Source organism: uncultured Rossellomorea sp. (assembly GCF_947488365.1).
Taxonomy (GTDB): Bacteria; Bacillota; Bacilli; order Bacillales; family Bacillaceae_B; genus Rossellomorea.
This window is the reverse complement of the sequence record NZ_CANKZT010000003.1, coordinates 70,417-96,522: the sequence shown is the minus strand read 5'-3', so window position 1 is coordinate 96,522 and position 26,106 is coordinate 70,417. Positions and strand designations below refer to the sequence as shown.

Here is a 26,106-nt window from a genome sequence, read left to right as displayed (position 1 = left end):
CTATTGAAATCTTATTTTAATGCGTTATTCGCTAACATTCCAATCACCATATCATCCATGGGCGGATTGTGAAGGCCTGACCTCACATCACGATAATAACGCTGCATCGGGTTCGAGAGGAACAGACTTTTTGCTCCAACGATCCTCATGGCGATGTCCACAATGTGAAAGGCGCTGTTCGTCACAACATGTTTTACAGAAGCAAGCTCTAAAGCCATATCTTTCCGTTTTTGAGGCTCCATCACCCACTTGTCAGCTACTGAATAGAGAATTTGCCTGGCCTTAAATAGTTCTAATTCTATTTCACCAATTTTCCGTTGAACTTCAGGTACATCCTTGATCGGTCCCGGTAAACTGTTTGGTGAATAGTCCTTCGCAAATTGGATGGCATAGTTGCGTGCTGCAATCGCAACTCCTATATAGCAAGCCGGAATGTGCAGGAGCCATGCTTTAGGAAGATCATTCTTCCCTCTTGGATTTGCACGATCACGTTCTACCAGGGCAGAAGATGGAAGAAGGACATCTGTTAGGACGAGATCATCACTGCCCGTTCCCTTCATGGAAATCGTGTCCCATGTTTCTTCCAAACTTACTCCTTCCAGATCATGATTCACCAAGAAGAATCCTTTTTCTTGGGTGTCACCGATTGTTGCCGATACTAAAGAATAATCCAGAATTCTCGCCATAGAAGTAAAAGATTTCCTGCCGCTTACTTTCCATCCTTCTTCCGTTTTCACTGCTTTGGTTTCGGGAAGTCCTCCACGAGTGGGGCTCCCCGTTGCCGGTTCAGATGCTGCCCGGTTAATAAGAGCATTGTTCACTATAATCTCCTCACAAAGCTCCTTAAACACCCCTTCATCCCACGTCCGGGTTTCCGTCAGTTCCATCAATCCTCCGAGATGCCAGCCAATGGACAAAGCCGTTGCTGCGTCCCCTGTAGCAAGCCTTTCTTGAATCATCACCAGCTCATATAAGCTGATTTCTTCTCCGCCGTACTCTTTAGGAAGAGATAAAGTTCCATATCCCTTTTTCTTCAGGTCATTGAAATTTTCATAAGGAAAGGCATCTTCACGGTCATACGCTTCCCCTCGTTCATCAAACGCATCAGCCAGCCCACCAGCTAAATCAACCAGCTTTCTTTGACGGTCATTCTGTATATACGGTTCATATAAGTCCAATGAAATAGCACCTCCTGATAAAAGTCACGCTTTTACTTCTTCTAATTATCATAATCAATTTAGACGTCTAACTCAAAGATATTGTCTACTAATCTGATGGGAATACATTTTACTATTATCCGTATAATTCTATTTTCATTAAACCAATCTATGAGTAAGGTATCTCGTCATCCTTTAGGAGGAGTCACCGTGGTTCATAAAAGAAATGAACTGTACATACTTTTTTCTGATGCTCGTTTCTTGGGTATTCCTCTTACTAGCAGGAAAAGAGAGCTTAAAAAAATATTTACCTGCCTCTATATTTATGTCATTACTCGTTTATTCAGAAAATGTTTTTGCAGAAAGGGTGAAATGGTGGACCATCACCACCACACCAGGCTTTTCCCGAAAGTGAATGGTATTATGCCTTTTGTGATTGGGGTATTTTTGAGCGGTTCTGTTTGGATCCTCAAATTCACCTATAAAAATTTTTATCTTTATGTGCTTGTTAATTTTCTGGTCGATACGTTCTTTACATACCCATTTTACTCCTTATTCAAAAATCTTGGTGTATGGAACCTGATCCGTTTAAAGCAATACCAGTTAACTGTCCTGTTTTCCATTAAATCATTGCTTATGTATGTATTTCAGAAATATGTCGGAGAACGACTTTATTCTAAGATTGAGAGTCCTGTTTCAAAATAATGTGACTGTTTTATGAAAGGCTGTTTCCGTAAACGTTGTTGCTGTAAAAGGTAAGTGCTGGTTGATTTTCGCTACAGGTGCTCGTTTTCGCGAAAAGAACAATAAAAAAAACCTGTTGCCCATACAGGCATCAGGTTTTTTTGGTAGGTTAAGATGCATTTTCTTTATCTTCTACTTTATACTCTTGCTCCCAGAACTCTGCATTCTTGATACCGAGCTTTGTAGAGTTGAAGACTGGGTCAAGACCTTGCTTCTTCTGTTCTTCATAATCCTTGAGTGCTTTTAAAGCAGGTTTGGCCAGGATAAGGATGGCGATTAAGTTCAGCCATACCATGATTCCAAGACCAATATCACCCAACGCCCATGCTAAAGCGGCTTCTCTCACTGCTCCGTAGAATGTAGCAGCAAGCAGAACAAACTTTAAGATGGTCATCGCGACTTTTGAATTCTTACCTCTCAATAGGTAGGCAACATTCGTTTCCGCCATGTAGTAGTAAGCCATAATAGTTGTAAAAGCAAAGAAGAATAATGCAATCGCGACGAATGATGCTCCGAATCCAGGGATGACTGATTCAATCGCTGCCTGTGTATAACCAGGCCCCGCTTCGATGCCTTCTAAATTGTTCGCAAGCATGGTTCCATCAGGTGCTTCTGTGTTGAAGGATCCAGTAAACAAGATCATGAATGCTGTTGCCGAACAAACCAGAAGAGTATCGATGTAAACGGAGAACGCTTGAACCAGACCTTGTTTAGCAGGGTGGGACACTTCAGCTGCCGCTGCAGCATGCGGTCCTGTACCTTGACCTGCTTCGTTGGAATAGATTCCACGTTTCACTCCCCAAGACACAGCCATCCCGATGATTCCACCGAATGCTGAATCAAAGCCGAATGCACTCTTGAAGATAAGAGCAAAAACTGCCGGGATTTCAGTGATATTCATTCCTACAATGATAAGAGATAGAAGAATATAGGCAATCGCCATAAATGGGACTACGTAAGAAGCTACTCCAGCGATCCGTTTGACCCCACCGAAAATGATGACCCCGATTAACACGACAAGACCAATACCCGTTACCGTTGTGCTAAGACCGAATGCATTTTCAAGACCTAATGCGATGGAGTTTGATTGAATTCCAGGCATTAAAATACTCATTGCAAGCAATGTAGCAAGTGAGAATAGCACGGCATACCATTTCCAGCCGATCCCTTTTTCAATGTAATAGGCTGGCCCTCCACGGTATTCCCCATCCTGCTTCACTTTGTAAATTTGAGCAAGTGTGGACTCAATGAAGGCACTGCTTGCGCCGATGAATGCAATCGTCCACATCCAGAATACCGCCCCTGGACCACCGAAAGCGATGGCCGTTGCAGTACCGGCGATGTTCCCTGTCCCGACACGTCCTGATAACGACAGCGCCAAGGCCTGGAATGAAGACACACCTGCTTTGGAGCTACCACCCTTAAACATTTGAACCACCATATCTTTAATCAACCGGACTTGTAAAAACTTCGTTAAAATAGAAAATAATAATCCCACACCCAAACAGAAGTAAATCATGACCGGAGACCAAAGTATTCCTACCAACTTGCCAACTAATTCTTCCACGGCATTTCCCCCTTTTCTTTTTAAAAATAATCTAACTATTAAGAATTATATTTTATTTGACACAAATTAGACAATCTTTTTTTTGTGACGAAATTTTCTTAAACGTGGAAAAACCCTTATATGTCAAGACTCTATACTCATAAAAAAATATTTGGGTAATCTAAAAAAGGGGTGATAATATGTCGAAACGAAAACTTCTTGTACCTGAATCACGAGCTGCAATGGATCAATTAAAAGCCAAAGTTTCCGGTACGCAAGATCCCAAAGAAGCGAAATATGAAATTGCCAGAGAGCAAGGCATTCCTCTTCAAAGAGGATATAACGGAAAATTAACATCGGAGCAAGCAGGAAAAGTTGGCGGAAGGATTGGCGGTAACATGGTGAAGGAACTTGTGAGAATGGCTCAGGAGAATTTAAACAAGAATTAGCGTAAAGGAGGCTGACACTCCATGGATGTCAGCCTCCTTTATTATGACTTCTTCCCAGTATTTCTTTCAACTTATCCAGGTCTTTGTATATTTCTTTTTCTAAAGAGCGATTGTAGAAAATCGATGCAGGATGAAAGGTTGGAAAGATTGAGTAGCTTTCTTCACTCATGATCCACTCATTTGACTGAAGATCTTTCAACCTTCTGACTTTCGATTCAATTAACTGGCCGTGCGCTTGAGAAATGGTATAGCGTTTCCCCAGCAGCCTCTGTAACCCGATATTCCCCAATGTCACAAGTTGTTTTGGCTTAATATGCTGCAGCTCATAATCCAGAATGGGTGCATGTGCCAGCTGTTCCTTCAGATTCGGGGCCCTATTGTACTTCTTCTCTATGATCTCATCCCCTACTTTCTTAGGGACAACTTTATAAGGTCTGCTTCTGACCGACGAGGTAAAATATATATCTTCCCGTGGAACCTCTATATAACGAAAGAACTCATCCAGGACTTTTCCTGCCCGTCCGCTAAATGGCATTCCATTATGAATCTCGGTTTCACCCGGGGCTTCCCCGACAATCATGATCGTCGGCTTCACTGGGCCGCGTCCGTATACAAACCCCTCACAGGGATAGGGCTCCATCCTTTTCTTACAGATATCGACTAATTCTTCCGGTATCACGCTCATCATCCTTAGTTTCATTGTTATTTCCGTTATTCCCGGACAGCACCCCAATTACACATTCCCATGTTTATTTCACCTTAAGAAAAGGAATAGTATGGATATAAATGAACCATTAAAGGAGATGGATTGAGTGTCACAAGCTGAACTGAAACAACAAATCTTAAAAGTGCTCGATGAAAGCAAAGTAGGGACACTGGCAACGGTTAATAATAATAAGCCTCATTCCCGTTATATGACGTTTTCTCATGATGACCTGACTCTGTATACGCCAACAAGCAAGGAAACACATAAGACAGATGAAATTGAGGACAATCCTAATGTACATATCCTTCTTGGTTACGAAGGAGAGGGGTATGGGGATACTTTCGTGGAAATCGAAGGTCGCGCCTCCATTGAAGAGTCCACTCATTATAAGGAAAAACTTTGGAATGACCATATGAAAAGATGGTTTGAAGGTCCGGACGACCCGAATTACATCGTCTTAAAAATTCAACCCACCGCCATCCGCTTAATGAATGACGATGAGGATTCGCCGCAGTCGCTTGAATTATAATCGAAATTCCCTTGACACGTTTTAATATTGATGTTATATTTATTTATTGTAACCTTGTAACATACATTGAAACGATAGAGAAGATAATTCGTAATTCTATTCTGTTTTGATTTAACAACTTATTCACACTGGATCGGCTTCGGAGCCGTTAGGATGTAAGAGAGGTAGGGCTTACGTCGTTTAGGTATATCAAACGACTCAAGGAATTGCCCGCGGCTGTTTATTATCTGCAAACAACGTTCAAGATATAAATATATTACTTGTGATGTTGCAAGTTACAGAGTTGCCTTTATCCGATTAAGGCAATATCAGAGGGATCGCTAACGGGATGATTAGCCCCTCTACAAGGTAAAAACACCTCAAAAGTGCTGACTTTTGAGGTGTTTTTTTATGTTCTGGGTGAATGCAGTTCGTATCTCTCTCTGTTTCGCAGTCGATTTCCATTTTATTTTCAAAATCTCTACTTTTATTTTCAAATTTCGCATTTTATTTTCAATTCCACCGATTTTATTTTCAAATCTAAGAATTTATTTTCAAAACCGGTATTCCCTCGCAAATTCACACAATCCATCAACTGCTCTCCTTCAGCTGACTATGATACAAACCATAATAGAACCCTTTCTGCTTGAGAAGCTCATCATGAGAGCCCCGTTCAATGATTCTTCCTTGATCAAGGACCAGGATTTGATCAGCCTGTCGGATGGTATTGAGACGGTGGGCCACCACTACGCTCGTTCTTCCCATCATTAATCGTTTAAGAGCTTCCTGAATCTTCAGCTCTGTAATCGTATCGATGCTGCTCGTGGCTTCATCAAGTATAAGAATGGAAGGATTTGAAAGGATCGCTCTTGCAATCGATAATAATTGTTTTTGCCCCTGGCTGATTCCACTGCCATCATGTCTTAATAAAGTATCGTAGCCCTCTGGCATTTTTTCAATGAAGGAATGGGCATTGGCCAATTTAGCCGCTTCCCTTATTTCTTCATCGCCCGCATCGAGTCTGCCGTAGCGGATATTGTCTGCAATCGTTCCTTGAAACAAGAAGCTATCCTGCAGGACAAATCCCATCTGCTGACGAAGACTCTTTCGTTTAATGCTTTGGATGTTCTGGTCATCTATCTCAATGGTGCCATCATTCAGTTCATAGAAACGGGACAGTAGATTGGTAATCGTCGTTTTACCTGCTCCTGTCGGTCCGACCAATGCAACGGTTTCACCCGGTGTTATGGTGAAGGATACATCCTGAAGCGTTTGATCCCCTTTTTCATACGAGAAGGATACATGCTGAAATTCCACTTTCCCTTCAACGGAATCGATCTCCACGGCATCACCTTCATCCTTGGCCTCTTCCTCTTCGTCTAAAATTTGAAATACTCTCTCTGCACCGGCAATGGCAGATAATAACGTGTTATATTGGTTCGCTAGCTCATTCAACGGACGGGTGAATTGACGGGCATATTCAGCAAAGATCACAATCACTCCAATGGTTATCATGCCATTTAATGCGAAGACCCCTCCGACTCCGGCAATGACGGCAAAACTTAAATTGTTCAACACATTCATAAGCTTCGGAATAAACCCGGAATAGGTATCGGCCCAATACGCGGCCGTTCTCAACCGCTGATTTTTTTCTCCAAAGTCCTTTATGGCAGTGTCCTCACGGGAAAAGGTTTTAATAATACTATGACCTGAAATCGTCTCTTCTATATATCCGTTTAACTCACCGATATTTTGTTGATATTGTTTAAACAAACGTCCTGTCCTTTTCGTAATCCACTTCATACCGAGAACCATCAGAGGTACGATGGTCAACGTGATCAACGTTAGCAACGGACTTAGCAAGAGCATGATCGAGACAGTCCCCACCAACGTCAGGACACTGGAAATGATTTGAATGAACGAGCTATTCAATGTGGCACTCACATTATCAATATCATTTGTCACTCTGCTCATTAACTCCCCATGTTTCCGTTTATCAAAGAATGGGATCGATAGTTGATGCAATTGATGAAAAAGGTCCTTCCGCAAGCGGTAGACCGTATCCTGAGCCACACCGATCATCCAATAATTCTGGAACCATACGGAAAGGGAATGGAAGATGTACACGGCTATTAAACCTAAAACAAGCTCAATCAATCCGGAAGTCTCTTTCGTTACAATGTATTCATCAATCGCTTTCCCTACAAGGAAAGGTCCCAGAAGAGCTGCTGCTGAACTAATGAACACCATTAAAATCACGAGGTACAGGATCACTTTCATTTCGGAAAGGTAGTCCCAAAGACGACGCAGCGTCCCTCTTGCATCTTTCGCTTTATCGTTTTCCCCCAGTTTCTTTCGCATATGCCTAGACATGATGTATTTCCTCCTCTCCGAATTGAGATTGAAAAATCGCCTGATAGAGGGAGGAATCTTCTAATAGGGATGTATGGGTCCCTTCTCCGATTAACACTCCATCTTCAAGGAGCAGAATCGTATCAGATTCCATGGCCGTACTTATTTTCTGTGTAATGATCATCGTCGTACATTCGTATTGCTTCAGAGCTTGGAGTAATTTCGATTCTGTTTTCAAATCCAAAGCACTCGTGCTATCGTCCAGTAATAAAATCTTTGGTTTTCGAATGAGTGCTCTCGCAATCGACAGACGCTGTTTCTGTCCTCCTGAAAGATTGACCCCTTTTTGACCGAGAACTGTGTCATATCCATGAGGAAGATTCAGGATGGTCTCATGGATCTGGGCATCCTTTGCGGCTTGGATCATTTCTTCCCTGGTTGCATCTTCTTTTCCCCAGAGGAGGTTTTCGGATACGGATCCAGAAAACAATACCGCTTCCTGGGGCACGTACCCAATATTTTTCCTTACATGAGCCAAAGGGATGGACCGTATGCATTGACCATCCAGTTCAACAGACCCTTCCGTCGCATCGTACAGGCGGGGAATGAGTTGGAACAGTGATGTTTTGCCGGATCCCGTTGCTCCGAGGATCGAAACCGTTTCGCCAGCCTCCACTTTAAACGATACACTCTCAAGCACCTTGCCGCGGGTTGAAGGGTATTGAAACGACACATCTTTGAATGTAATCTCTCCGTTCACCACAGTGTTTTCCAGTCTGGCACCTTCTCCGTCTTTTAGATCTACCTCTGTTTGGAGAACTTCTTCTACCCGCCCGGCAGAAGCCCTTGCTCTTGAAAAACTTGTAATGATAAATGAGAAAATTGAAAAAACAGAAGAGATTCTCGTAACATAGGTGACGATCGCTACGACTTCTCCAACATTCGCCCCACCTGAGGCAACATCTATACTTCCGAACCACAAAACGGATAAGAGGGCAAGATTCATCACGAGCATCAGAAGAGGCATGATAATTTCCATGAAACGAAGAGCCCCGACAGTCCGATCCTTCAAATCTTCATTTGCACCATGAAATCGGCCTTCTTCATATTTGCTTCGTGTATAAGCTTTAATTAACCTCATCCCGGAGAGGTTTTCCTTCATGACCTCGTTTACTTTGTCGAGACGGGATTGAACTCTTTCAAAAAGGCTCCATCCACGTTTCAGGACCCATATCAGGAACATCCATAAAACCGGAATCACGATTAATAAAATAAGGGCCAGACGGACATTGACGATAAGTGCCATGATCGCTGATCCGACAACAAGCAGCGGGGCTCTTAGCATAATACGTAAGCTCATGAAGATGGTATTCTGCAGCTGCCTTACGTCATTGGTCATCCTGGTGATCAAGGATGACGTCGGAAGCTTATGAAAGCTTGCAAAGGAAAATGACTGAACCTTTTTATATAAGCTTTCCCGTACATCATAGCCAAATCCCTGACTCGTATGAGCGGCGAAAAATGAATTCGTCACGCCTGAAATAAACGCGAGGAGAGACATCCCCACCATGATGAAGCCCCATTTCATCACCACGTCCAAGTCTCCATTCATAATGCCTTCATCAATAATCCGTGCCATAAACAGCGGATTTAATAATTCAACAGCAAGCTCTACCAGCATTAAACTCCAGGCAACCGCCATGGCAACACGGTAAGGCTTTAAAAAACGTATGACCTTCAAATGAACACCCCTCTTACATTAAACTTCCATTATGTATATATATGTATCATCATATCGTTTTTTTATACCGGGTGGTAGTTGGAAGTGTTCATGCAGAAGCTGAAGGTCATTTCCGTAGGATTTATCGAATCCACCATTATCCCCTAACAAAAACCACACGATCTAAAAGAATCGTGTGGTTTTTACACTTATTGATTAAAAGGTGGTGTATCTGTACCACCATTATTAGGTCTGTTCTTTTCTTCTTCAATTTTCCGATCGAGTTTAGATAGATATTTTTGTGCAAAGTCCTTTCCACCCAGACCAAAGGCCAAACCGAAGGCTAGTGCCAGTCCACCCAGAATCAGCATGAATGCAATATTGACGATGGAATCAGCTACTTTTAATTGATCCAAGGCCATAAAGAAGCTCAAGGCAATAATTGCATATTTCGTGATGGTCGAAAGTACTTGGAAGTTATCACTCAATACATTGGATATGATGCTCTTGACCAAGTTACCTAAGTATAAGCCTGCCCCAAGAATGACGATGGCTGCCAATACATGTGGTAAATACGCAAGGACACCCGTTGCCAGAGCGACCAGGAATTCCAATCGCACAATTTCCAGGGCTTCTACAACAAATAGGAAAACAATGATAATTTGAACCACTCTACCTACAAGCCCTGATAGATTCATATAGGATGAGCCCGTTGGTTCATACGGATTCTTATTGACGTTCATACGTCCAATACCCATATTACGTAATAGAGAATTGAATCCTACCCGGTTCAATAAACGGGCAACCATGGCTCCAACCCATTTACCAACCCAGATTCCTGCAAGAATGAGTAGAATTGCAATCGCAATATTCGGAAGCATCACAAGGACCTGATTCAGCATGTTAATCGCCGGTTCTGAAATCCCGCGAATGTCCAGCTGATCCAATGCAGAAATGGTAACCGGAATCATAATGAGCACGAATATGATCGTACCAATGACCGATGAAACCGTTGTTCCTTGAAAGAGCTTGCCAATGCCGAATCGTTCAGCGACTCTCTCTGTTCCAATCGCCTGTAAAAAGTTCGTGACGATATCCCGGACGATTTTGGCTACAAACCAGCCAACAAGGAGAATGATAGCTGCGGCAAACAGTTTAGGAATAAACCCTAGGAAGTTTTGGAGCATTTCCGTGAAAGGCCCTGAAACCCCTGTGATATTAAGAGCTGCTAACACTCCCGGTAAGAATATGAGAAGCACGAGATAGAATACAATTCTAGCAGCCGTATAGACGTATCGATGGACATCATTTTCATCTTTTGCTAATTTAGATCTTACCAGCGTGCTTTTAACTGCAGGTCTCGTACCCAGTTTCTCAATCAATACCTTCAGTACAGATGCAACAATCCATGCAAATAATAGAATGAGTGCTGCTTTTAATACATTCGGAATCGCTGCCGCCATCGTACTCAACATACCGACTAAAGGTGAAGCAATGAAGTTCAAGTCAAGCATATTGAAGAAGGCAATAAACACAAACACAAGCAGAATAAAGTACACAATTTTACTAATGACTTTCTCCGATGTCCATTTCCGTTCTCCGTTCCTGCTGCCAAAATAAAGGTTATCATCGATCTTCACCCGTTTTAAAATTCCGTAAACGGCTTTTTCAACAGCCTTAGCAATGATCCATCCGATCAATAACACTAATAGAGCTAATAACAGATCAGGAAGCTTCCCTAAGTACCCGTACCATTCTTGCGTTATATCATTGTTCATTCGATGTTCTCCCTTCAATTATGGAAATTGTATAATGCTAATAGTTATCTACCCAAAGATTTTTTTTCAAAACCTGACAAAAAAAGATAGTCTATTTGATTCACCAAGGAGTCTTAAGTAATAGAAAACCCTTAAGGCAAAGCGCCTTAAGGGTTTTCATCACGGGAGGTCAATCGCGTTTTCTTTAATGAAATCATCTAAAGAGTAAGCAGTCACTCTCTTATGTGATACTGTATACAGCTGATCATCAATATATAGGAGTCTTTGAATCTGGTCTTCCCACTGTTCGTAATATTCTTTGTGTTTGTTTTCTTCTTCTGTGAGCTGAGACTTTAAGACGATTCCTTTTTCAGGTGTGATTTCATACAGGATTGCGCCTTGATAGTCAAAATCCAGTTCATGCCGGCTTCCTTCTTTTTCATGATAAACAGAAATGGGAAAGCCATATAGATTTCGTGAAGGTTCATGAAGCAGTGCTTTGTGATCGTCCAACAAATATGAGTGAGTACCCTGTCCCCCTATTATTTCAGTATCCGTCTCCTTTGGCTGCTGAAAGTCTGTAATATCGAATAATGAGATCTTCATTCCTTGTCGAACGATTCTGGGTTCCTCATTGGTTGCTTTGTCATCGTGCACCACTTTCGTATCAAACCCAAACCCGATGAGGTGATGTTCGTCAATGGGGTGAAGATAGGTGCTAAAACCCGGAATCTTCAGCTCCCCCAGAACCTTTGGAGCTTTCGGATCTGCCGTATCGATGACAAAAAGGGGATCGACTTGTTTAAAGGTCACCATATATGCCTTATCTCCCATAAACCTGACAGAATAGATTTGTTCTCCCCTGGCTAAATCCGTTACTTCCCCAACATTCTTCATGTTTTCATCCAAAATATAGAGAGCATTGGATGAAGGGGAGTCACTGTTCCACACCTCCCCTTTTGTCGTTGCAATCCGAAAGTAACCTTTATGTTCATCCATGGAAAATTGATTTATCACCCTTCCTTCTACCTGACCTGATGAAGCATATTCAATCTTTCCATCACTTACGGAAAATTTATAAATCTCCGTGTTTGAAGAGGTCCATTTTTTCATAGCATCTTCATTGTATTTTTCTACAGCCACATAAAGATTATTTTTAGACATATACACTTTATCGCCGCTTCCAAGATAGGATTGAACGTTTAGAGAAGCCTTTGGATCTTCCATATTCATTCCCGTCAATAAGGTATAGTTTGGGGACTGGGACTGTGGAAAGTACTTAATATCTTCTATTGGAAGGGGTGTCGTTTCACCACCTGTTAAACTATCTTTCACACGGGGTCTCAGATCAGGATTCCCCCCCTGTTCAAGCATCCAGTAGTTTGGATACAGATTCGAAATCAAATATACAGTGGAATCAATCTTCCTGGACGTTACATATTGACCTTCAAGCTCAACATGCCTGAGAAGGGATGGTTTGGCTTTGTCCGAGATATCATAAAGAAGCGCAACGGTCGTTCCGTCTACAGGCATAGTGGAAGCAATTGACTCTTGTTTACCCTCTTGAAAATGGACAGCCGACCAGCTATTCCCGATGACGAGCAGCTTATCCTTCTGTAGAAACAGATGATGCGGCTGCATATTTTCTTTATAGCTGGTAGAGGATACCACTTTCATTTCTTTCACAGGATTTGCCTTTGTAATCAGCAGCCTGCGGTCGGTTAATTGGTAAATATAGCTTCCATCGGTCTTCACGATATCCCCTTCGTCAACTCCTTTAACCTGATTATTCGTTTCAGAAAAATTGGATTCCGATTGAGACGACTCCCCAGCTGCACTATCTTCCGATGATTTGGACTCCATATTCCCTTCTCTTCCGAACAGAGAAAACTCCGTATCTTCCTTATTTTTCTTTAACATTCGTTTAAAATAGTTCGTTAGTTCTTCCTTGGATTGAATACTGGGTAGTTTAGAGGTGACAGAAAAGGGTATTTCTGTATCTCCATCATAAGAAAAACCCCATTTGGTTTTCACTTTAGGAGAAATATGAAGTGTATACTGGTGTGGATCAGAAGGATATCCTTCTGGCGGTGCTTGAATTTGCAGTGTCTTTCGATTTTCATCCACCTTCAAGGAGACATTGATCCTCTCTCCATTGGAGTCTTCTACATAAATGTTCTGGGGCGTCACCGTTTCCTTATTCAGGGCCGTTGAAAATTGCAGATTCCATGAATTATTCTCCATCACGAGAAGGTCGCCCTCCATCTTCCCCTCGGCCTTCACGACAGGTCTTTGACTATACACAAACGTTCCAAGTGCCACCAGCAACATAATACCAGCAATGATGAGCAGATACGATTTCTTACTCATGCTATGACCCTCCTATATGTTCTATTTGTTGATTAGACGTCAGGAGAGAGAAAATGTTACATGGGGTGTGAGTTTGCAGGGGATTCATTACGCCCGACTTTGTTCCTATTCTCTGCTGAAGCCAATAAAAAAAGACCCCACAAAAGTAAGGTCCGTCCCTCTATCTCATTCGCCTTGCACTTACGTTCAGCCGAGCGTTTCGGATGACTTGGTTGATGACTTCTGAGAAGATGAGTCCGATGGCGATGGAGCCTGAAATCATAAAAGCTTTAGCTGCCAGGTTGATGGCGGCATTGTAATCGTTTTGAACAAAATTTCTCATGGCATCGTACGCCAGTCCTCCAGGTACAAGAGGTATAATGCCGGCTACAGAGAAGATGATGACCGGGGTTTTATACATTTTCGCAAACACCTGACTGATCACGGCCACGACAAAGGATGCAAGTAACGTCGCAAGTACCGCATCGGCGTCGTTTAAACTCATTACTATGTAGATGATCCAGCCTAACATTCCAACAATTCCGCATTTGAAAAGGGACTGCTTTGGAGCATTGAAGATAATCCCGAATGCAGCAGCGGAGATGAAGCTGGTCACTAATTGTTCTATGATGAGCATTCCCTTTTCACCTCATTCTTTTTTCCTAATACTAAACAAAGTCACCCTACGTCAGAGTGAAAACTACGGCAATACCCGTCCCGATGGCAAACGCCGTTAAAAAAGCTTCTGCTCCCTTCGATAAACCCGACACCAAATGCCCTGCCATTAAGTCCCGGACGGCATTGGTAATGAGGAGCCCGGGAACCAGAGGCATCACTGATCCAATAATAATCTTATCCAGCTCCTGTCCGACTCCAAGCTGGACGAACCCATAGGAAAGCATTCCGATAATAAAGGAAGCGAGAAACTCGGCGAAGAATTTAATGGGCACGAGTCGATGAAAATAGATCAGGCTCGTAAACCCGACTCCACCAGCGAAAAGCGCAGGAATGAAGTCATTCCACATTCCCTGGAACATGATGAGAAAACATCCGCTTGCAATCGAAGCGGCCAATACCTGAATCACAAAGGAGTAAGAAAGATCAGATTGATCAAGCTTTTCCAAAGCATTGTATGCTTCTTCAAGGGTGAGATGCCCCTTACTGATTTGCCTTGAAATACTATTCACTAGGGTTACTTTTTCAAGATCGGTAGACCGTTCGTTTATTCGAATAAGCTTCGTTTTCGTTGGTTCAGACGTTTCAATCGAGAAGATGATCCCTGTTGGTGTAACATAGCTGTGAGATTCTGAAATCCCATAAGAAGCGGCGATCCGCATCATCGTATCCTCTACGCGATACGTTTCTGCACCACTTTGCAGCATAATCTTACCCGCCAGCAAACTTACCTCCATAATGTCATATCTTCTTATCATTTTTGCTTCCAATATAGATCTCTCCACACGTGCTATTTTTTGAATAGGTCTAGTTTATAGGAAAGAATGGGTGTAAGCAATGAGGAAGGGGATGATTTTACGAAGATTTAATCTGCGTAGAGGGTTTTAGGATTGAGTTTTTTTGTAACTTGACGAAAATTTTTCAGTCTCCGAATCTTTACTAATCATCCTTCTATTCCCTTTTCTCTTCCTTTTAAAGAGAATGTACAAAACAGTTACCAGCACAAATCCTGTTAGAACCAACAGTTGATATTCTTCTACCAACCCCAAGATCACTTCTCTATCACCATCATAGAACTTGCCTATACTTAAGAAAAAAAAGGTAGACGGAGCTATCCCAAGCATAGTAAGGAGAGAATACACTTTCAAATCCATTTTTGCCATGCCTGCCATGAAGGGGATGATATTTCCTAAATGAAGGGGACTTGCAATTGCTACGCTCCAGATTCCGTAACGGTTGAACTTTTCCTGAGCTTCTTTGAGCTTCTTCCGTTTTTCAGGTTTCAACCTTGCCTCAAGCTTCGCACCTAATTTTGAACTGATAAAATAAGGAATATAGCTACCCGCTGTATAAAGAAAGCTTCCTATTAGAGAAAGCACTCCTATCTCCATCCACGTTAATTCTAAAATAAATCCCATTGTTACGATGAAAAAAGTGCCCACAAAAGGGAAAGCACTTCCTTCAATAAATAGAGAAAGCAATACACCCCATATCCCCCACTCTGCCGAATAATTTGCCATGATTTCTTCCATCGAGGTCACTCCTATATGAACGAATAACTTAAGTATAAAAAAATCACCAACATGCAAACAGAAGCCGTAGAAGTAAATACTTCTAAGACCTGGGATGTATTTTCATAGAAAAAAGACCAGCCTCTTTATAGTGACCGGTCCAAATAACTTAGGATGCCTTTCGGTTGCTTTCTTGAGGAGATACCCTTACTTTGATCAATCTTGGCACTGTGTTGAGTACGATCAGCAGAGCGATTGAACAAAGAAGAGCTGAGCCCAACATGGTGATTCCGTTTGCTGCTAATGAAAAAAGTAGCGGCGACATGCCTTTTGGCGCATATTCTGCAAAGAAGACATATCCTGCGATGAAGTGCCAAAAATATCGACCCAGACTACCTAAAAACGTAGCAGCCACTACCCACATGACCGCTCTAGTTCGACGGTTACTTCTTACTGAGGATTGGATCTTACCGGAAAAGAATCCGGCAAGACCGATAAAGGCAAAGGCGATGAAATATTCAATTACCATTTGCACTGGAGTCGCAATCCAAGCGTCACCCAAGGCAATCTGCAATAGGCCCCATACAAATCCAGCCAGTATACCAGCCTTCCATCCTCTTCGATATGACAATAGAAAAATAGGAACCATTGCTATCGAAATGGAGATACTGGGTGATAGCTTAATAGAAGGAAGCATATCAAGGATAACGGCGAATGCCGCCATCAATGAGGCTTCAAGTAAAACGACAAGACGCATGTTTTTCATAAAAGAATCCCCCTTGTAAGATGAAACGAAACCATAAGGGGGCTGAATGTAAAAGGAAAAATAAGCCATGCTGCTTACTATCCACATCCCTACGCTAGTACTAACTAACAGGTTCAGAGGGTCAGAACAGATTGTTCACTCTCAGCTTTCGCTCCCCTTGTGGTAACGTTTATAAAGTTGTTTGGTTTTATTATACATGAAGAATGAAATGATAAAAGATAGAGAGGTTCACTCTTTAACTTCGCTATTGATTAAGGTGACTCATTAAGAGGATCGTGAAGTATGATGACGGGCATTGACTTAGGGGTAACCATGAATCCATAGACTTTTCCGTCCTTGTCCTTATACGCTACAGAATAATCTCCAAACTGGGGTGAGAATTCGACGTTCTGGTATTCGAGGTCCAGATCTTGATACTTCAGGCTGATATACAGGTTAGTGGCAATTCTTGCTGTCAAGTGTTGTACACTGGAAATCCGGTTGGCTACTATTATGAGGATGATTGCTAAACCAAGTAACATGACTTTCTTTGTCCTGGACAATCTGATCATTCATCAAGCCCCCTTTTATTTCTTCATGACTACTATACTCGTATACTCTCTATTATATACCTATTCACCGAACCATGACAAAAGAGCTACTTTTTTAGCAGCTCTTTTTCATTGTCTATAATCCCCAACTTAAAACAGCTCTCGATTTTTAATTTTCACAGTATTAAACAACCGTTTAATACTGTAAACTTTGACAAACCAACAACTTTCACGCTTAATCAAACGTTTGTTTAGTTGTCTAACATCTTCACCAGACGGGACATTTGGGTATGTAACTCATCGATTGGAACGAATCGGGCCTTCCTGAACATTTCTTTTCCATCTACAAATACGATGACCACCGGCACAGTAAAGATAGAGAACCCACCAGCTATTTCCGGTATTTCCCCTGCATCGGCATGAATGGACTTTACATCTTGAAACTCTTCCAGCACCCCTTTCACTTGGGGCAGTAGAGCGTGACAAACAGAGCAATTGGGTCTGGATATGTATAGTAACACCATCTTTTCTCCTGCCAGAGTAGCATTGATAGTTTCTAAAGAATGAACTTCTTCCATATCTAACCGTCTCCCTTCTTTCATTACACACACTAGTAATATGTATACCCACCTATTCAAAGGTTTACTAATAGGAACCCGCGGGAAAAGATAAACGAAGACAAAATAATTTGAAAAATGGAGGAGATTGAATTGAAACCGACTGTTAAGGAATTTTATGACGATAAGGAATTAATTACAGAAGTTGAAAAGCTTTCTTCTCAAGGTATCGACAAACACAATCTTTATGTATTATCCCATGATGATGACCGGACGGACAGAGTCGCTGATCGGGCTGACGCCAATGAGATCGGTGTTAAGGAAACAGGCATCGGGACTGCAGTAGGGAACATGATTCTGAATAAAGGCGACGAACTCCGAAACAAGCTGATGGAAGTTGGATTTTCCCACGCAGAAGCGGATCAGTACGAAGGAAAGCTCGATGAAGGAAAGATATTATTGATTGTTAAGAACTGACCTTATAGAACAATGACTTAGGATGATTCCCCGGAATCATCCTTTTTTGTCTTGAAAAACATATAGCTTCCCGTTTGCTGGTCTTCTAAACTTAGGGCCATTAAACCCTCGTTTAATCAGCTCTTTTCTCATAAACATCATAATCCCGCCATGCCCAACAATGAGAACGTCCTCACCCTCATGTATGATCGCTTCGACAATCCTGTTGATTCTTTTAAGGATTTCATTCTTACTTTCAGGCTGAGAACGATGATTAAACCACCAGGCTACCCGGATCATAAACAAATGTAAAAACAGAGGAAGCTTTCTCTTGTAATTGAATAAGGGAGATAGTCTGATTTCACGTAGTTCCTTCAACGATACGATATCCCCGGCATAGACTTTTCGAGCAGTTACTTCTGCCCTGGTTAAGTCACTTGCGTAGCACTTCTTCCATTCAATATCATGAAGATCAACCTCATTCTCTTCTACATCAGACTCATCGTACTCTTCTACCCACTTCATTAGTTCTTCGGATGTTACAAATCTTTCAGGGTATCCTCTTTTTACTTTAAAATGCCTTACGAGACCAATCTTCACATTTTCACCCCCTTCACTACCATTATACTATTTTTGGAAATAAAAAAAGCATGCGACCTAAGTCGCATGCTTACTTTTATTAACCCAACGATACGTCCAGAATCATCATTACAACAAATCCCAACATGAGTCCCAATGTGGCCAAGTCTGTACTTCCAGAGGATTGAGACTCTGGGATCAGCTCTTCCACTACTACGAAAATCATTGCCCCTGCAGCAAAAGCAAGTGCGTAAGGAAGCAATGGCTGCACTAATAGGACAGCAGCTGCACCAACTACGGCAGCAATGGGCTCAACGATAGCTGAAAGCTGACCATAGTTGAAGGACCTCAGACGTGACATCCCTTCTCCGCGCAATGGAATAGAAAGGGCCGCCCCTTCAGGCATATTCTGAATACCAATTCCGATCGCGAGCCCGATCGCCCCTACCAATGTTGCGTCACCAAGTCCCATTGACGCTGCCCCAAAAGCCACACCGATGGCTAAACCTTCGGGAATGTTATGAAGGGTAATCGCAAGAAATAGTAAGGTTGATTTTTTAAATTTAGTCGGAGGTCCCTCCGCTTTTTCTGCTGAGTTCCCTAAGTGTAAATGAGGTACGACAAAATCTAATAGTCGAATGAAAAGGCCGCCAAGCAAAAAACCGATTGCAGGAGCGAGCCACGGAATCTGACCGTTTTGTTCACTGAACTCTATTGATGGAGCAAGAAGTGACCAAAACGATGCTGCTATCATGACACCTGCAGCAAACCCAAGCATCATGTTCAGAGTATGCTTTTCTATTTTGGTAAAGAAAAAAACCGTCGCGGCCCCCAGTGCGGTTAATCCCCATGTCAATGTACCGCCAAAAAGTGCCTGGACGGCTGGGTTGAATCCACTTAACCAATCTAAGAACATAACCGACCCTCTCCTCCGATCAAAAATTTTAATACCACCATTTTGCATCAAGGAAACTTTCTTTGTCAAAGGAAATGTCATCTTTACCATGCTTTATCACTTTTCTATATATATGTTATTCATCTCAGTTTGTGTTTGTATCATTCTTTTTACTCCCAAACCTGGAGTCCTTATTCACAAAAGTCAAAGTGAATACCACACTTACCAGCTTTTCAAGAATATTTTCATTTCCCCTCTTCCCAAACTGGTAGAACTTGTTATATACTTTAACTGTATTAAGACACATAGTACACTTTATACGGTTGGGAGGGTGGATATGTTTGAGCTTGATTTAAGAAGTCGAAAGCCCATATATGAACAATTAGTCGAGAAATTAAAAGAGTTGATCATTAATGAGGTGTTGAAGCCTGACGAACAATTGCCTTCCGTTCGTGCATTGGCCCAACAGCTGACCATAAATCCAAACACAATCCAAAAAGCTTATAGGGAACTAGAAACTCAAAGGTTTATTTATTCGGTGAAAGGACGGGGTAGCTTTGTTAATCCTTCAAGTCACATTCAAAATGCGGAGAAAATTATGAAAGTAAAGGAAGAGTTGTCTAAACTTTTGTCTGAAGCTCTTTATTTAGGGATTACGCCTGAAGACTTAAAGCAGATGATTGCTGACATCGAGGCATCGGCAGGAGGGAATCAATCTGATGATAGAGATTAAATCATTAAGTAAATCCTTTGAAGGTACTACAATTATTCATGACGTTTCGTTCTCTGTTCAAAAAGGATCGATTTATGGACTGCTCGGATCGAATGGGGCAGGAAAAACGACACTACTCAAAACCATTGCGGGAGTGTTAAAGCCGGATAGCGGGAACGTTCTCTTAAGAGACCAAGCGATCTTTGAGAATATCAAAACGAAAGAAACCCTGTTTTTCATTCCTGATCAACCCTTTTTCTTCGCTCACTATACCTTGAATCAAATGGCAAAATTTTATCAAAACACCTATAGTCGCTGGAATGAACATCAGTATCAATCTCTAACCGGCCTATTTGAGGTAAACCCTCATAAAAAGCTTCATAAATTTTCGAAAGGCGTCCAGCGTCAAGCAGCCTTCATTCTAGGATTATCCACTCAGCCGGATGTGCTCATTCTGGATGAGCCCCTTGATGGATTGGATCCTGTCGTTCGTAAGAAAGTAAAAAGCGTGCTGATCACAGAAGTTGCCAATCGGGAGATGACGATCCTTATTTCCTCTCACAACCTTCGTGAAGTGGAGGATGTTTGTGATCATATCGGAATTTTGCATCAAGGAAGATTTCTATTGGAGAAAGAGCTTGATGATTTGAAATCCGGGATTCATAAAGTTCAGTTGGCCTTTAAAGGCGAAATGCCGCAGAAGCTCTTTACCGAACTTGACCTTCTGCACGAAGAGACCAGGGGAAGCGTATCCCTCTGCATCGTTCGAGGGGATGAACAACAGGTAAGAAGCAAGATCCAACCTTATCATCCAGTTATTTTCGATATGTTACCGTTGACCCTTGAAGAAATTTTTGTTTATGAAATGGAGGACGTCGGATATGCCATCCAAAACATCATGGATCAATAAGGAAGTCATCCTTCAAAGCCTTAGGAATGTTGGATGGGTAGGGATCGTTTATTTTATCGGACTTCTCTTTTCGTTGCCGGTTGACATTATCGGTAAACTTTCCAACGACAATCAACCCTATCCGATTGCCATTTACGAGAACCTGTTTAAAATGCAATACCCGATTCAAATGGGTTTGATGCTGTTCGTTCCGGTCATCTTATCCCTTTTCCTTTTCCGTTATTTACATGTAAAGCAGGCTGCAGACTTCATGCATAGCCTTCCGCTGACACGCAGCAAATTGTTTTATCATTTTACCGTTACAGGAATCGTCATCCTCATCATGCCAATTGTACTGAATACAGCGATTTTACTTTCCTTTTATTCATTTACGGATCTTCAGCAATTCATTGATGTTCAAGACATTTTAGTCTGGTGCGGCATCACGATCCTAATGAACATCCTTCTGTTCACAGCCGCTACCTTTGTGGGCATGATAACGGGACTAACAGCTGTACAGGGAGTAATGACTTACATCCTGCTCCTATTACCGGCTGGAATGTTTATGCTCGTATGCTTTAGCTTGAAAAATCTTTTATATGGATTTCCAGAGGATTATTTTTTCAATATCAAAATCGAACAATATTCCCCTGTCATCAAGGCCGTATATCTTGAGAATAAAATCTTTTCCGGATTAGATGTAACACTGTTCATAGCTATCACTCTCCTACTCTATGTTTTATCGTATGTATTATATAAAACGAGAAAAGTAGAAGCAGCGTCACTTGCTATTGTATTCCCTGTCCTCCGACCCCTATTCAAATATGGAGTCGCATTCTGTTTCATGCTGGTCGGCGGTATGTACTTCAATGGAATCTATCAAGAGACGGGATGGACCTTATTCGGCTATTTCATCGGTTCATTCATAGGCTATTATCTTGCAGAAATGGTTTTACAAAAACATTGGAGAGTGTTCCGTCATTGGAAGGGCTTTGCCGGGTTTGCCGTGTCCATCTCTCTTATCGGTTTATTCATTCAGTTCGATTTATTTCAATATGAAAAGAAGATTCCTGATTTAAAGGGCATAGAAAAGGTCCATATCAGCAACAGCTATTATTCCCTGAGGGACAATCCAGATAGCCTTATCAAGGATCACTTTATAAACGACCCTCAAACCATTAAAGCCGTCCTGAACCTTCATAAGGAAATCGTCAACAATCAGGATCGTACCGTTACAGACGAGGATAGCGAACAGGTCTTCCTTTATTACAAAATGCATAATGGAAGCAAGCTAGTGAGAAACTATCGGATAAATATAGAAGAGATTAAATCACATTATACTGCTTTATATAAAATGAAGAGTTTTAAAGAAACAACAGAAGAAATCTTCTCCGTAGATCCAAACAGTGTAGACAAGCTGTCGATTTATGCTGACATGGGCGGGCGAAAGCAGATATCTATTATCGATACGAAACAGATCAAGGAAGCCATCAATCTATTAAAAGAAGAAACATATAATGGTACATTTGAAGACCGGGACAAAGTAAACCTCTACAACGTCGAATTTCTCCTATCAGAGAATCGATGGATCAATGTTGGAGTGAAAAATAACTATAAGAATTTTGAAACTTGGTTGCAGAACAACGGGTATCTAGATGATATTAAAGTCACTTCATCGGATATTGAGTGGATGTATGTGATCGATCAAAAGAATTACAGGAATCGTCTATATAACGTCATGGACCAACAACAAGCGGCACTTGAGTTAAAGAAGGAAGGTAAAGGGATTGAAATTACGGATTCCAAACACATCGAAGGAATCATGAATGAGTTCGTCTACCATTCCATAACAAACGAATATATGGTCATCATTAAGTATAAAAACCATGGATATGTGGAGATACGTGGATTGGAAGAAAAGGATGCTCCTCCTTTTTTAATAAAGGAAATGAATGATTTAGAATAGAAAGTCGAGGTTAAATCCTATGGACACACTTCAGCTACCCTCATCTCCCCCCTCATTTGAGGAGATGTATGAACAATTTCACAAGCTGATTTATCATATTGCTTATAACTTAACGAAAAACACTTACTTATCACAGGACATCGTCCAGGAAACATTTCTTAAAGCGTACATCAAAATCGATACTTTACTGGATTCGACCAAAACGAAGTCCTGGCTCACTTCTATCGCAAGATGTACAGCAATCGATTTCATCCGAAAAGAATCGAAACGCAATGAAGTCTATATGGAAAATGATGAAGAGGTTCAATCAATACAGGATTATAACCCTCTGGAAATGGAAATTGAAGCACAGTTTCTTAAGTACAGCATCCAGGAAAACATTAAGAGGCTGCCACTTTCTCAGCAGGAAGTCATGTCATTGAAAGTGACACAGGATCTTAGTGATGGGGAGATTGCTTTAAAGCTGAACCTCACTCCTTCCACCGTCAAAACCCGTTTTCACCGGGCAAGAAAGCAGCTGCACTCGATCATTTATGTAGAACATACCGCATAGAAAAAGGAGCCTTGTTGAGAAGGCTCCTTTTGTTGTGGAATTCAGGATTTGAAAATAAATGTTGAAAGTTGAAAACAAATACACTGAAATTGAAAATAAATCCAGTATTTTGAAAACAAATCATCTAAAGTTGAAAATAAATGTTTTTCAACTTTGGACATGACCTCTAAATTTAGAACGCTTCCCCTTCATTTGACTCAAATTATAACACTTTACTTAAAAACGCTTGAGTTCTTTCATGTTTGGGGTTCCCGAAGAGTTCAGACGGTCTGTTTTCTTCCACGATGTACCCTCCGTCCATAAAGATGACACGGTCCCCGACTTCTCTCGCAAACCCCATTTCATGGGTGACCACGACCATGGTCATGCCCTCTTTCGCAAGCTGTTTCATTACCTCCAGCACCTCTCCTACCATTTCTGGATCAAGGGCTGAAGTAGGCTCATCGAACAGCATGATCTCAGGCTCCATGGCCAAGGCCCGTGCAATGGCCACCCGTTGCTTCTGCCCGCCTGATAAGGAGTCCGGGTACACATACGCTTTTTCCCTGAGTCCCACCTTATCAAGTAACTCTAATGCCTTCTTCTCCGCCCTATCCTTTTGCCACTTTCTTACCTTCATCGGTGAGAGCATAATGTTCTGGATCACGGTTTTATGAGGGAAAAGATTAAATTGCTGAAAAACCATTCCCACATCCGTACGTACTTTATTGATATCTGTTTGTTTGGCCGTTATATCCCGGTCTTTAATATAAACATGACCATCGGTAATCGATTCTAAAAGGTTCAAACAACGCAGAAACGTTGATTTTCCTGAACCTGAAGGCCCTATTACTACAACCACTTCTTGCGGTTTGATATTGACGTTAATATCTTTCAATACTTCCAATTCTCCAAAGGATTTCTTAAGGTTCACTGCTTTAATCATTCGGTTGCCATCCTCCGCTCAATATAGTTTAGTAGATACGTAAGAGATAGAGTAAGGATTAAATAGATAATAGCGACTGCTAAATACGGTTCCCATACACGATAATACTGCCCCTGCATGGCACGCCCCCAGTACATAAGCTCAGGAGCTGCGATAACCGCTGCCAGGGAAGAGTCTTTCAGTAACACGATAAACTCATTTCCAAGTGGAGGAATCATCCGCTTAAATGCTTGAGGGATAATGATATGCCTCATCGCCTGGATATTGGTCATCCCCAATGACCTGGCAGCTTCCATCTGCCCCCGGTCAATGGACTGAATACCCCCGCGGAATATTTCGGCGATATATGCCGTGGCATTCAACGATAGTGCCACTAACGCAGACACGGCCGGATTAATCTCCGTCATGATCATTGGCATCACACCAAAATGAATGAGAAGAATCTGTACAAATAATGGAGTACCTCTAAAAAAGTTTATGTACCAAATGAAAGGCGTTCGAACGAGCAGGTAGGGAGAAATCCTGAATATCCCCATCAGCAGTCCGAAGATTAAACCTAAAAAGATAGCTCCCACGGATAAACCGATTGTTAATAATGCTCCCTTTAGAAAAAAAGGCAGGTATTCCCCAATTATGTCCCATCTGAAATCCAGCATATAATAACTCCTTTTGTCTCGGTAGCAGCTTTAGCCACTTTCCTTTTCAATAGTAGTAAATAGACTCATATAAAAGGGGCAGGTGAAGAAGGAAAAATCTTCTTTAAAATCTATAAAGAAGATCTTCCATACCTTTCACTACGCCCCTTGTTCCCTTATTCTGCTTGTTCTAATAAAGCGTCAGTGTTCGGCTCTGTACCAAACCATTCTTTATAAATCTCAGCATATGTTCCATTTTCAATCACTTCTTTTACCGCTTTATCAAATTCAGATTTCAACTCACTGTCTTTCGGAAACATTAAGCCATAAAATTCAGATTCGAAGTTTTCCGGATCTTCTACTGTGTTGAAATTGTCATCCGGATTGTTTTTCACATATTCATTTACAACCGTATTATCGGTTACAACAGCATCTACTTGACCTTGCTTTAATGCCGTAATGGCTACTACATTGTTTTCGTATTTAGAAATATCAGAGCTGTTTTGCCCAACAATCTTCTCTGCTGCCGCCTGACCGGTCGTTCCATTCTGAACCCCGATCTTTAGCCCTTTTAGGTCATCTGCACTCTTGATATCCACACCTTCACCAAACATGATCATGTGTGTGGATTCGAAGTAAGGATTGGAAAAATCAAACGTTTCTTTACGATCATCATTAATCGTGATTCCGGAGATGCCCATATCTACTTCCTTGCCGCCTTGTACTGCTGCAAACAGTGGATCCCATCCAATGTTCTTCACTTCATACTCATATCCGGCTTCTTTCATGACAGCCTCTAAAAAATCGATATCAAATCCGACAATTTCCCCTTTATCCATATACTCAAATGGAGCAAAGGCCGCATCGGTACCCACTACAAGCTTCTCTTTTTTATCTTCGCCTGAGCTCGCTTCTTCGCTTCCGCAGGCAGTCATTATCCCTGCCATCCCTATCATCAATACTAGAAATAATCCTCTTACTTTCTTCTTCATCGTAGTCCCCCTAAAATAGTTTGTATTTTCTAATAATTATAATTATACATATATTTTACTAGAAAACCAATAAATATTATAAGATTACTAGTATTCAGACTAATTCGTATCTACTATTATGGATTTTTTTGCATATTTTTTCGCATATCAAAAGAAGTGCCTTCTCCTCTTTTATAT

At 41.6% G+C, this 26,106-nt stretch carries 25 protein-coding genes and 1 riboswitch; of the genes, 7 read left to right on the top strand and 18 right to left on the bottom strand.

The features are described 5' to 3' along the window. Positions 1-11 precede the first annotated feature (11 nt). Positions 12-1,178, bottom strand: a complete 1,167-nt coding sequence (locus tag Q1B03_RS11745) for an acyl-CoA dehydrogenase family protein (protein WP_299741380.1) — start codon at positions 1,176-1,178, stop codon at positions 12-14. An 832-nt stretch (positions 1,179-2,010) separates the two neighbouring features. Further along, positions 2,011-3,420: an alanine/glycine:cation symporter family protein gene (locus Q1B03_RS11740; RefSeq protein WP_299742618.1), complete on the bottom strand. Its 1,410-nt coding sequence runs from the start codon at positions 3,418-3,420 to the stop codon at positions 2,011-2,013. 227 nt (positions 3,421-3,647) lie between these two features. Here Q1B03_RS11740 and Q1B03_RS11735 point away from each other — a divergent pair, with 227 nt between their 5' ends. Further along, positions 3,648-3,896, top strand: coding sequence for an alpha/beta-type small acid-soluble spore protein (locus tag Q1B03_RS11735; RefSeq protein ID WP_299741379.1), 249 nt, complete (start codon positions 3,648-3,650; stop codon positions 3,894-3,896). 28 nt (positions 3,897-3,924) lie between these two features. Here Q1B03_RS11735 and Q1B03_RS11730 read toward each other — a convergent pair whose 3' ends face one another. Then, positions 3,925-4,581, bottom strand: a complete 657-nt coding sequence (locus Q1B03_RS11730; protein ID WP_299742615.1) for a uracil-DNA glycosylase — start codon at positions 4,579-4,581, stop codon at positions 3,925-3,927. 127 nt (positions 4,582-4,708) lie between these two features. Here Q1B03_RS11730 and Q1B03_RS11725 point away from each other — a divergent pair, with 127 nt between their 5' ends. Continuing rightward, on the top strand, positions 4,709-5,131 hold the full coding sequence (locus tag Q1B03_RS11725; protein WP_299741378.1) for a pyridoxamine 5'-phosphate oxidase family protein: 423 nt from the start codon (positions 4,709-4,711) through the stop codon (positions 5,129-5,131). 570 nt (positions 5,132-5,701) lie between these two features. Here the strand turns inward: Q1B03_RS11725 and Q1B03_RS11720 are convergent. The 10 genes from Q1B03_RS11720 to Q1B03_RS11675 form a co-directional block, all read right to left on the bottom strand. Next, positions 5,702-7,483: an ABC transporter ATP-binding protein gene (locus Q1B03_RS11720; RefSeq protein ID WP_299741377.1), complete on the bottom strand. Its 1,782-nt coding sequence runs from the start codon at positions 7,481-7,483 to the stop codon at positions 5,702-5,704. Further along, positions 7,476-9,164 (bottom strand): ABC transporter ATP-binding protein, encoded by a 1,689-nt coding sequence (locus Q1B03_RS11715; RefSeq protein ID WP_299742612.1) that lies wholly within the window; start codon positions 9,162-9,164, stop codon positions 7,476-7,478. The genes Q1B03_RS11720 and Q1B03_RS11715 overlap by 8 nt, the downstream gene beginning before the upstream one ends. A 227-nt stretch (positions 9,165-9,391) precedes the next feature. Next, positions 9,392-10,960, bottom strand: a complete 1,569-nt coding sequence (locus tag Q1B03_RS11710; RefSeq protein ID WP_299741376.1) for a mechanosensitive ion channel — start codon at positions 10,958-10,960, stop codon at positions 9,392-9,394. Between the two features lie 159 nt (positions 10,961-11,119). Beyond that, a complete protein-coding gene (locus tag Q1B03_RS11705) occupies positions 11,120-13,309 on the bottom strand; it encodes a beta-propeller domain-containing protein (RefSeq protein ID WP_299741375.1) in 2,190 nt (729 codons plus the stop codon). 160 nt (positions 13,310-13,469) lie between these two features. Continuing rightward, on the bottom strand, positions 13,470-13,925 hold the full coding sequence (locus Q1B03_RS11700) for a threonine/serine exporter family protein (protein WP_299741374.1): 456 nt from the start codon (positions 13,923-13,925) through the stop codon (positions 13,470-13,472). Positions 13,926-13,971: 46 nt separating this feature from the next. Continuing rightward, positions 13,972-14,721: a threonine/serine exporter family protein gene (locus Q1B03_RS11695; RefSeq protein WP_044339230.1), complete on the bottom strand. Its 750-nt coding sequence runs from the start codon at positions 14,719-14,721 to the stop codon at positions 13,972-13,974. Positions 14,722-14,847: 126 nt separating this feature from the next. Beyond that, the gene (locus tag Q1B03_RS11690) at positions 14,848-15,495 is read right to left on the bottom strand and encodes a DedA family protein (RefSeq protein WP_299741373.1); all 648 of its coding nucleotides are present in this window, start codon (positions 15,493-15,495) and stop codon (positions 14,848-14,850) included. A gap of 148 nt (positions 15,496-15,643) precedes the next feature. After that, positions 15,644-16,240 (bottom strand): energy-coupled thiamine transporter ThiT, encoded by a 597-nt coding sequence (thiT, locus tag Q1B03_RS11685; protein WP_299741372.1) that lies wholly within the window; start codon positions 16,238-16,240, stop codon positions 15,644-15,646. Positions 16,241-16,309: 69 nt separating this feature from the next. Beyond that, positions 16,310-16,408: riboswitch (TPP riboswitch) on the bottom strand. 83 nt (positions 16,409-16,491) lie between these two features. Continuing rightward, a complete protein-coding gene (locus Q1B03_RS11680; RefSeq protein WP_299741371.1) occupies positions 16,492-16,791 on the bottom strand; it encodes a hypothetical protein in 300 nt (99 codons plus the stop codon). Between the two features lie 230 nt (positions 16,792-17,021). Continuing rightward, a complete protein-coding gene (locus tag Q1B03_RS11675; protein WP_299741370.1) occupies positions 17,022-17,348 on the bottom strand; it encodes a thioredoxin family protein in 327 nt (108 codons plus the stop codon). Positions 17,349-17,480: 132 nt separating this feature from the next. On the opposite strand from Q1B03_RS11675, the gene Q1B03_RS11670 reads away from it, so the two are divergent. After that, the gene (locus Q1B03_RS11670) at positions 17,481-17,804 is read left to right on the top strand and encodes a general stress protein (protein ID WP_299741369.1); all 324 of its coding nucleotides are present in this window, start codon (positions 17,481-17,483) and stop codon (positions 17,802-17,804) included. Between the two features lie 36 nt (positions 17,805-17,840). On the opposite strand, the gene Q1B03_RS11665 is transcribed toward Q1B03_RS11670, so the two are convergent. Both Q1B03_RS11665 and Q1B03_RS11660 read right to left on the bottom strand, forming a co-directional pair. Further along, positions 17,841-18,383: a histidine phosphatase family protein gene (locus Q1B03_RS11665; protein WP_299741368.1), complete on the bottom strand. Its 543-nt coding sequence runs from the start codon at positions 18,381-18,383 to the stop codon at positions 17,841-17,843. A gap of 79 nt (positions 18,384-18,462) precedes the next feature. Continuing rightward, positions 18,463-19,278: a ZIP family metal transporter gene (locus tag Q1B03_RS11660; RefSeq protein ID WP_299741367.1), complete on the bottom strand. Its 816-nt coding sequence runs from the start codon at positions 19,276-19,278 to the stop codon at positions 18,463-18,465. 316 nt (positions 19,279-19,594) lie between these two features. Here Q1B03_RS11660 and Q1B03_RS11655 point away from each other — a divergent pair, with 316 nt between their 5' ends. The 4 genes from Q1B03_RS11655 to Q1B03_RS11640 all read left to right on the top strand — a co-directional run bounded on the left by Q1B03_RS11655 (position 19,595) and on the right by Q1B03_RS11640 (position 23,377). Next, positions 19,595-19,990 (top strand): GntR family transcriptional regulator, encoded by a 396-nt coding sequence (locus Q1B03_RS11655; protein WP_299741366.1) that lies wholly within the window; start codon positions 19,595-19,597, stop codon positions 19,988-19,990. Beyond that, entirely contained in the window at positions 19,977-20,879 is a 903-nt protein-coding gene (locus tag Q1B03_RS11650; RefSeq protein WP_299741365.1) for an ABC transporter ATP-binding protein, read from the top strand. Before Q1B03_RS11655 ends, Q1B03_RS11650 begins: the two co-directional genes overlap by 14 nt. Further along, complete coding sequence (locus tag Q1B03_RS11645) at positions 20,851-22,824, top strand: DUF6449 domain-containing protein (protein WP_299741364.1); 1,974 nt, start codon at positions 20,851-20,853, stop codon at positions 22,822-22,824. The genes Q1B03_RS11650 and Q1B03_RS11645 overlap by 29 nt, the downstream gene beginning before the upstream one ends. 64 nt (positions 22,825-22,888) lie before the next feature. Continuing rightward, complete coding sequence (locus Q1B03_RS11640; protein ID WP_299741363.1) at positions 22,889-23,377, top strand: RNA polymerase sigma factor; 489 nt, start codon at positions 22,889-22,891, stop codon at positions 23,375-23,377. Positions 23,378-23,579: 202 nt separating this feature from the next. Here Q1B03_RS11640 and Q1B03_RS11635 read toward each other — a convergent pair whose 3' ends face one another. From Q1B03_RS11635 to Q1B03_RS11625, 3 genes are all read right to left on the bottom strand, one after another. Next, positions 23,580-24,302, bottom strand: coding sequence for an amino acid ABC transporter ATP-binding protein (locus Q1B03_RS11635; RefSeq protein ID WP_299741362.1), 723 nt, complete (start codon positions 24,300-24,302; stop codon positions 23,580-23,582). Further along, positions 24,299-24,955 (bottom strand): amino acid ABC transporter permease, encoded by a 657-nt coding sequence (locus Q1B03_RS11630; protein WP_044339227.1) that lies wholly within the window; start codon positions 24,953-24,955, stop codon positions 24,299-24,301. Before Q1B03_RS11630 ends, Q1B03_RS11635 begins: the two co-directional genes overlap by 4 nt. A 158-nt stretch (positions 24,956-25,113) precedes the next feature. After that, on the bottom strand, positions 25,114-25,884 hold the full coding sequence (locus Q1B03_RS11625; RefSeq protein ID WP_299742602.1) for a basic amino acid ABC transporter substrate-binding protein: 771 nt from the start codon (positions 25,882-25,884) through the stop codon (positions 25,114-25,116). Between the last annotated feature and the right edge of the window lie 222 nt (positions 25,885-26,106).